Genomic DNA, 5,866 nt, shown 5'->3' with positions numbered 1-5,866 from the left:
CGTTGAGAAGAAAGCCCTCATGGACAAAATTGTCACAGACAATATTGCCAAAGAACACCAGTTGTCCAGAATAGCGCTGGAAGTTCTGACGAGACCGATGACCAGAGAGGAAGTGCTGGCGAAATATATGAAAACACTGCATATTAATCAGCGGGAAGGGTTAAGCATGGTGATTATTGCCCACAGTGCTTGGACACGCTATATCGATCTGATGGCTCAGGGCAGAATTGTGTATCGAGAGGGTTTGCTGTTTAGAAAAGATGAATTAGATACAGCGCAAACATAAGATGCGTATACGGGAATGCTGATAGAGAGAGTGACCGGATGATACAAAGATCGGATAAGCAGAAAGATAAAGGACACACTGTCCAAAACGATGATGAATCGATACAGTGTGTCCTTTTATGTTTATGTGAGATTATTTTGTATATTTTTCTTCACAGTACTGACATCTGTAAGTGGCTGTTTCTGGATCTGTCAGAAGGAAAACATTCGGCAGTTCCTGTTCGATGGATGTAATACATCTTGGGTTCTTGCAGTGAATAACATTTGTCAGTTTCTTTGGCAGATGAAGTGTCTTCTTCTCGGAAATCTTGCCGTTGGTGATGATGTTCACGGTAATTTTGTGATTCAGGAAACCGATGACATCGAGATCGATACTGTCAAGGCCGCCTGCAATCTTGATGATATCTTTCTTGCCCATCTTTTTGCTGCTGGCATTCTTGATAATCGCAACCTGGCTGTCCAGTTTGCCGAGATTCAGATACTTGTAGATTTCCATGCTCATACCGGCAGGAATATGGTCTAAAACGATACCGTTGTCTAATCCACTGATATTTAACATATAATTATACCTCCACTTTGATTTCAAGTAATGTCAGGATGAGTGCCATACGGATGTACATACCGTACTGAGCCTGTTTGAAGTAAGCTGCTCTCGGATCGTCATCCACTTCAACAGAAATCTCATTGACACGAGGCAGTGGATGAAGAACCAGCATGTCTTCCTTAGCAAGGGCCATTTTGGCTTTATCAAGGATATAGCAGTCTTTCATACGGATATAATCATCTTCATTGAAGAAGCGTTCACGCTGAACACGTGTCATGTAGAGAATATCCAGTTCGCTAATGGCATCATCAAGACTCTGAACTTCTGTATACGGAATATTCTTCTGCTTCAGCATCTCAAGGATGTATTCAGGTACACGCAGTTCTGGAGGGGAAATGAGGAGAAAACGAATGCCTTCATAGCGGGATAAGGCTTCGATTAAGGAATGAACTGTACGACCAAACTTCAGGTCACCGCAGAGACCAATTGTCAGATTATTCAGATGACCTTTTAAGGAACGAATCGTCAGAAGGTCTGTCATTGTCTGCGTCGGATGCTGATGACCGCCATCACCGGCATTGATCACAGGAATCTTGGCTTTCATGGATGCAACCATTGGAGCACCTTCTTTTGGATGACGCATTGCACAGATATCTGCGTAGCAGCCGATCATACGGATTGTATCAGAAACACTTTCACCCTTTGCAGCAGAGCTGGAAGCAGCGGAAGAAAATCCCAGAACATGACCGCCCAAGTGATACATGGCACCTTCAAAGCTCAGTCGTGTACGTGTACTTGGTTCATAGAAACAAGTAGCAAGAGTCTTTCCTTCACAGGCATGGGCATATTTGGCAGGATTGTGTTCAATATCAGCGGCTAAGTCCATTAACTGATCCAATTCTTCCACAGAAAAGTCCATTGGGTTTAATAAATGACGTGGCATAAAGTCCCTCCTCAATATATGTTAAAAATTAAATTTAGTTATCATACCTATTATACCTGTTTATAGCAGGAAGTCAAATTAAATCTACATAAAATTTACCAGATTTTGTAGAATAATTAGGGGGAGGTGTCAGAAAATTGACAAGGTCAGGTGATAAATGTTATGATACAGAAAAATTAACATGTTATTTATTGTGATTTAAACAGAAAAATTCTATTTATTTGGAGGAACAGAAAGTGAAGATGATGAAAAATGCAATCGTTGCCCAATCCGGTGGTCCGACAACGGCTATTAATGCCAGTCTTGCAGGTGTAATCAAAGGCTGTCTTGAGAGTCATGAAATTGATGTTCTTTATGGCGCATTAAATGGTGTCGAGGGGCTGATGGATGAACGACTTGTGAATCTTACTGATATTTTTGATCATAATGAAGAGAATCTGAATGTGCTGAAACTGACACCGGCCATGTATCTTGGTTCCTGCCGAAGAAAATTGAAAGATGTCGATCAGGATTCAAGTGAATATGACATTATTATCAATATTTTCCGCAAATATCATATTCATTATTTCTTCTATATAGGCGGTAATGATTCTATGGATACGGTAGGCAAGATGAGCCGGTATGTGAAGGAACACCAGATGGATGTGAAAGTTATCGGCATTCCGAAGACCATTGATAATGATCTGGTGGTGACTGACCATACGCCGGGATTTGGTTCTGCCGCACGTTATGTGGCAGCATCTGTTCTTGAAATGGCCCATGATACCTATATTTATAATACAAAAAGTGTTCTCATTGCGGAGATTATGGGAAGAGATGCAGGATGGCTGACGGCAGCCAGTGTGCTGGCAAGAAACAGTTACAGCCGGGCACCGCATCTGATCTACCTGCCGGAGCATCCTTTTTCAAAGGAACAGTTTATAGAAGATATCAAAGCGCAGTTTAAGCAGCGAGAGCATATCGTTATTGCTGTTTCAGAGGGACTTCGGGATGTTGAGGGGCATTACATCAGTGCAGAAACAGCTGCAGTGGATGCTTTTGGTCATGCCACATTAAGCGGTACCGGCAAATGTCTTGAGGGACTGGTAGCAGAGAAATTCGGATGCAAAGTCCGCTCAGTAGAGATTAATGTGCTGCAGAGATGTGCTGCCCACATGGCGTCGGCCACAGATATCGAGGAGAGTTGGCAGCTGGGGTTAAAAGGGGTTGCTCTGGCACTGGAAGGCAAAAGCGGTGAGATGTCCATTGTCTGCAGAATTTCTGATGAACCGTATCAGGTTATTTATGATGGGGCAGATGTGCAGCAGATTGCCAATGCAGAGAAGAAGATCCCGACAGCGTGGATCAATGAAGCGGGCAATGATGTGACAGAGGAGATGGTGCGTTACCTGAGACCGCTGATTCACGGAAGCGTTGCTGTGCCGGAGCAAGACAGTATGCCGCACTATCTGTTTTTGGGAGAAGCGCTTTAAAACATTTTTGGTCAGGGAAGATTTTGGTGTCGATTCACGATACATGATCAATCAATTGCAGGGGGTGTTTGGATGTCATCAAGGGAAAGTTATACCAGTGTGATCAACAGAAAAGCAGCTGCTAAACAGCAGTTGATGAATGTGGCTATGGGCCGGGAGAGAGCAGATCTTGTCTTGAAAAATGCTGTTTATGTCAATGTGTTCACCAATGAACTTTCACAGGGGGATATTGCAGTCAAAAACGGTGTCATTGCAGGAATTGGGCATTATGATGGTGTAGAGGAACTTGATATGCAGGGCAAAATTGTGGCACCGGGGTTGATTGATGCGCATATCCATCTGGAAAGCAGTCTGGTGGCTCCGTCAGAGTTTGTCAAGGCTGTTTTGCCTCATGGCACTGCAACGGTGATCACGGATCCACATGAAATTGCCAATGTTCTGGGAACAGACGGTATTGACTATATGATCCAGGCGACGGAGGGCCTGCCGGTTGAAGTGCGGTTTATGCTGCCGTCCTGTGTTCCGGCAACACCCCTTGATGAATCCGGGGCAAGACTGGATTATCAGGCTATCGATCCTTTTTATGATTATGACAGAGTTCAGGGACTGGCGGAGATGATGAACTATACAGGTGTGATCCAGGGGGATACAGAAGTCCTTCAAAAAATCGCAGCTGCACACAAGTATCATTGCAGGATCGATGGTCATGCGCCGGGACTTTCAGGCAGGGAACTGAATGCTTATGTGGCCTCCGGAGTTTATTCGGATCACGAATGTTCATCCATGGAGGAAGCCCTGGAAAAACTCAGCAGAGGGCAGTATATCATGATCCGTGAGGGAACGGCAGCAAGAAATCTGAGAGCTCTTGCCGGACTTCTGGTGTCGCAGTACTATGAGCATTGTATGTTCTGTACAGATGACAAGCATCCGAATGATCTGCTGCATGTGGGACATATGGATGCCATTATCCGTGAGGCAGTCCAAAAATATAAAGTGGATCCGATCATTGCTATTAAGGCGGCTACCCATCATCCGGCCAGATATTTTCATCTGGCGGGCCGAGGTGCGATTGTGCCGGGATATCAGGCGGATTTTGCTGTGTTTGACAATCTGCAGGATCTGCATGTGGAGATGACAGTAATCAAGGGACATGTGTGGTATCATGACGGACAGCTTGAAGATGTTCCGGTTCCGGAGGTGGATGCATGGCTTTCGGATAAAGCACACCATACATTTAATCTTGACAGATTAACGTCGGATAGTTTTGAGGACCATCGGCCGAGGGGCGTCATCGGCATGGTGCCGGGAGAAATTGTGACAACAGATGCCGGCTATGCGTCGGCGGTTGACATATCGAAGAATATCCTGAAAATTGCTGTCATTGAGCGGCATCGTCATACCGGCCATATCGGCATTGGTTATCTGAAAGGCTATGGACTGAAAGAAGGCGCTGTGGCCACATCGATTTCACATGATTCCCATAATATTATTGTTGTAGGCAGCAACGATGCGGATATGGCTGCTGCCGCTAACCGGATTATTGAGAATAACGGCGGGATCGCTGTCGTGAAGAATGGTCAGATTCTGGGAGAAGTTGTTCTGAAAATTGCCGGCCTTATGAGCGACAAATCGCTGACGGAAGTGAATGATGCCCTTGAGAATGCCAAGAAACAGGCGGCTGTGCTTGGGGTATCGGAAGGTATTGATCCGTTTATGACCCTGTCTTTTATGTCATTGCCGGTGATTCCGAAACTGCGGCTCACAACCCGGGGGATTATTGATGTTGCAAGACAGCAATATATCTGATATCTCTTGAATTTTTCACTTTAAAGCATTAATGGGGTTGATTTTTGAACTTTAAAGTACTATAATGTATGCATGAAGTCTGTATAAATTTGATCGAAATAATTCAATAATACGGACAATGTGTACAATTTGAGGAGGTATATCATTATGAAAAAGATGAAGAAAGTGCTGGCAGTAGCATTATCTTTAGTTATGGCAGGCAGCCTGGCTGCATGCGGCAGCTCATCCACAGAGACAAAGGCACCTGAGACAGGCGCTTCTGAAACAGCAGCAGAATCCACAGCAGAGAGCGGTTCTGAGGCGGCCAGTGAAGTTTCAACAGACGGCAAGGTGTATAACATCGGTATCTGCCAGTTGATTCAGCATGATGCACTGGATGCAGCAACAAAAGGTTTTGAAGATGCATTGACAGAGGTATTTGGTGACAATGTGAAATTTGATGAACAGAATGCTCAGGGTGATTCGGCAACATGTGCAACGATTATCAATGGCTTTGTTTCAAACAATGATGATTTAATTTTGGCGAATGCAACAGCAGCTCTTCAGGCCGCAGCAGCCGGAACAGACACTATCCCGATCCTCGGTACATCTGTTACAGATTACGGTGTAGCCCTTGATATTGATAACTTTGACGGTACAGTCGGCGGCAATATTTCCGGTACAGCAGACCTTGCACCGTTAGATGGTCAGGCTGATATGCTTCATGAGTTATTCCCTGATGCCAAGAAGATTGGTCTGTTATATTGCTCAGCAGAAGCTAACTCTAAGTTCCAGGTTGATACAATCAAGGGATATCTTGAGAAACTTGGTTATACA

The 5,866-nt window shown here is 44.6% G+C and carries 6 protein-coding genes; 4 read left to right on the top strand and 2 right to left on the bottom strand.

Going from position 1 to position 5,866, the window contains the following annotated elements:
- A partial coding sequence (locus WMO25_RS13795; RefSeq protein WP_349085778.1) for a hypothetical protein occupies positions 1-286 on the top strand: 286 nt, incomplete at its 5' end.
- 132 nt (positions 287-418) lie between these two features.
- Here the strand turns inward: WMO25_RS13795 and WMO25_RS13790 are convergent.
- Together WMO25_RS13790 and pyrB are read right to left on the bottom strand one after the other, a co-directional pair.
- Complete coding sequence (locus tag WMO25_RS13790; protein WP_349085777.1) at positions 419-844, bottom strand: aspartate carbamoyltransferase regulatory subunit; 426 nt, start codon at positions 842-844, stop codon at positions 419-421.
- 4 nt (positions 845-848) lie between these two features.
- Positions 849-1,772 (bottom strand): aspartate carbamoyltransferase, encoded by a 924-nt coding sequence (gene pyrB, locus WMO25_RS13785; RefSeq protein WP_015515069.1) that lies wholly within the window; start codon positions 1,770-1,772, stop codon positions 849-851.
- Between the two features lie 242 nt (positions 1,773-2,014).
- Here pyrB and WMO25_RS13780 point away from each other — a divergent pair, with 242 nt between their 5' ends.
- The 3 genes from WMO25_RS13780 to WMO25_RS13770 form a co-directional block, all read left to right on the top strand.
- The gene (locus WMO25_RS13780) at positions 2,015-3,244 is read left to right on the top strand and encodes a 6-phosphofructokinase (protein WP_349085779.1); all 1,230 of its coding nucleotides are present in this window, start codon (positions 2,015-2,017) and stop codon (positions 3,242-3,244) included.
- Between the two features lie 72 nt (positions 3,245-3,316).
- Positions 3,317-5,050, top strand: a complete 1,734-nt coding sequence (gene ade / locus WMO25_RS13775) for an adenine deaminase (protein WP_349085776.1) — start codon at positions 3,317-3,319, stop codon at positions 5,048-5,050.
- Positions 5,051-5,197: 147 nt separating this feature from the next.
- A partial coding sequence (locus WMO25_RS13770; RefSeq protein ID WP_349085775.1) for an ABC transporter substrate-binding protein occupies positions 5,198-5,866 on the top strand: 669 nt, incomplete at its 3' end.

This window comes from Coprococcus intestinihominis (assembly GCF_040096555.1).
In the GTDB taxonomy this organism is placed as follows: Bacteria; Bacillota; Clostridia; order Lachnospirales; family Lachnospiraceae; genus Coprococcus_A; species Coprococcus_A intestinihominis.
The sequence above is the reverse complement of the archived record's forward strand: the minus strand, read 5'-3'. Positions and strand labels throughout refer to the sequence as shown.

Bases quoted from the DNA above. Each gene is read 5' to 3' on its own strand.
- WMO25_RS13790 (WP_349085777.1), bottom strand. From the start codon at position 844: ATGTTAAATATCAGTGGATTAGACAACGGTATCGTTTTAGACCATATT.
- pyrB (WP_015515069.1), bottom strand. From the start codon at position 1,772: ATGCCACGTCATTTATTAAACCCAATGGACTTTTCTGTGGAAGAATTG.
- ade (WP_349085776.1), top strand. From the start codon at position 3,317: ATGTCATCAAGGGAAAGTTATACCAGTGTGATCAACAGAAAAGCAGCT.
- WMO25_RS13780 (WP_349085779.1), top strand. From the start codon at position 2,015: ATGATGAAAAATGCAATCGTTGCCCAATCCGGTGGTCCGACAACGGCT.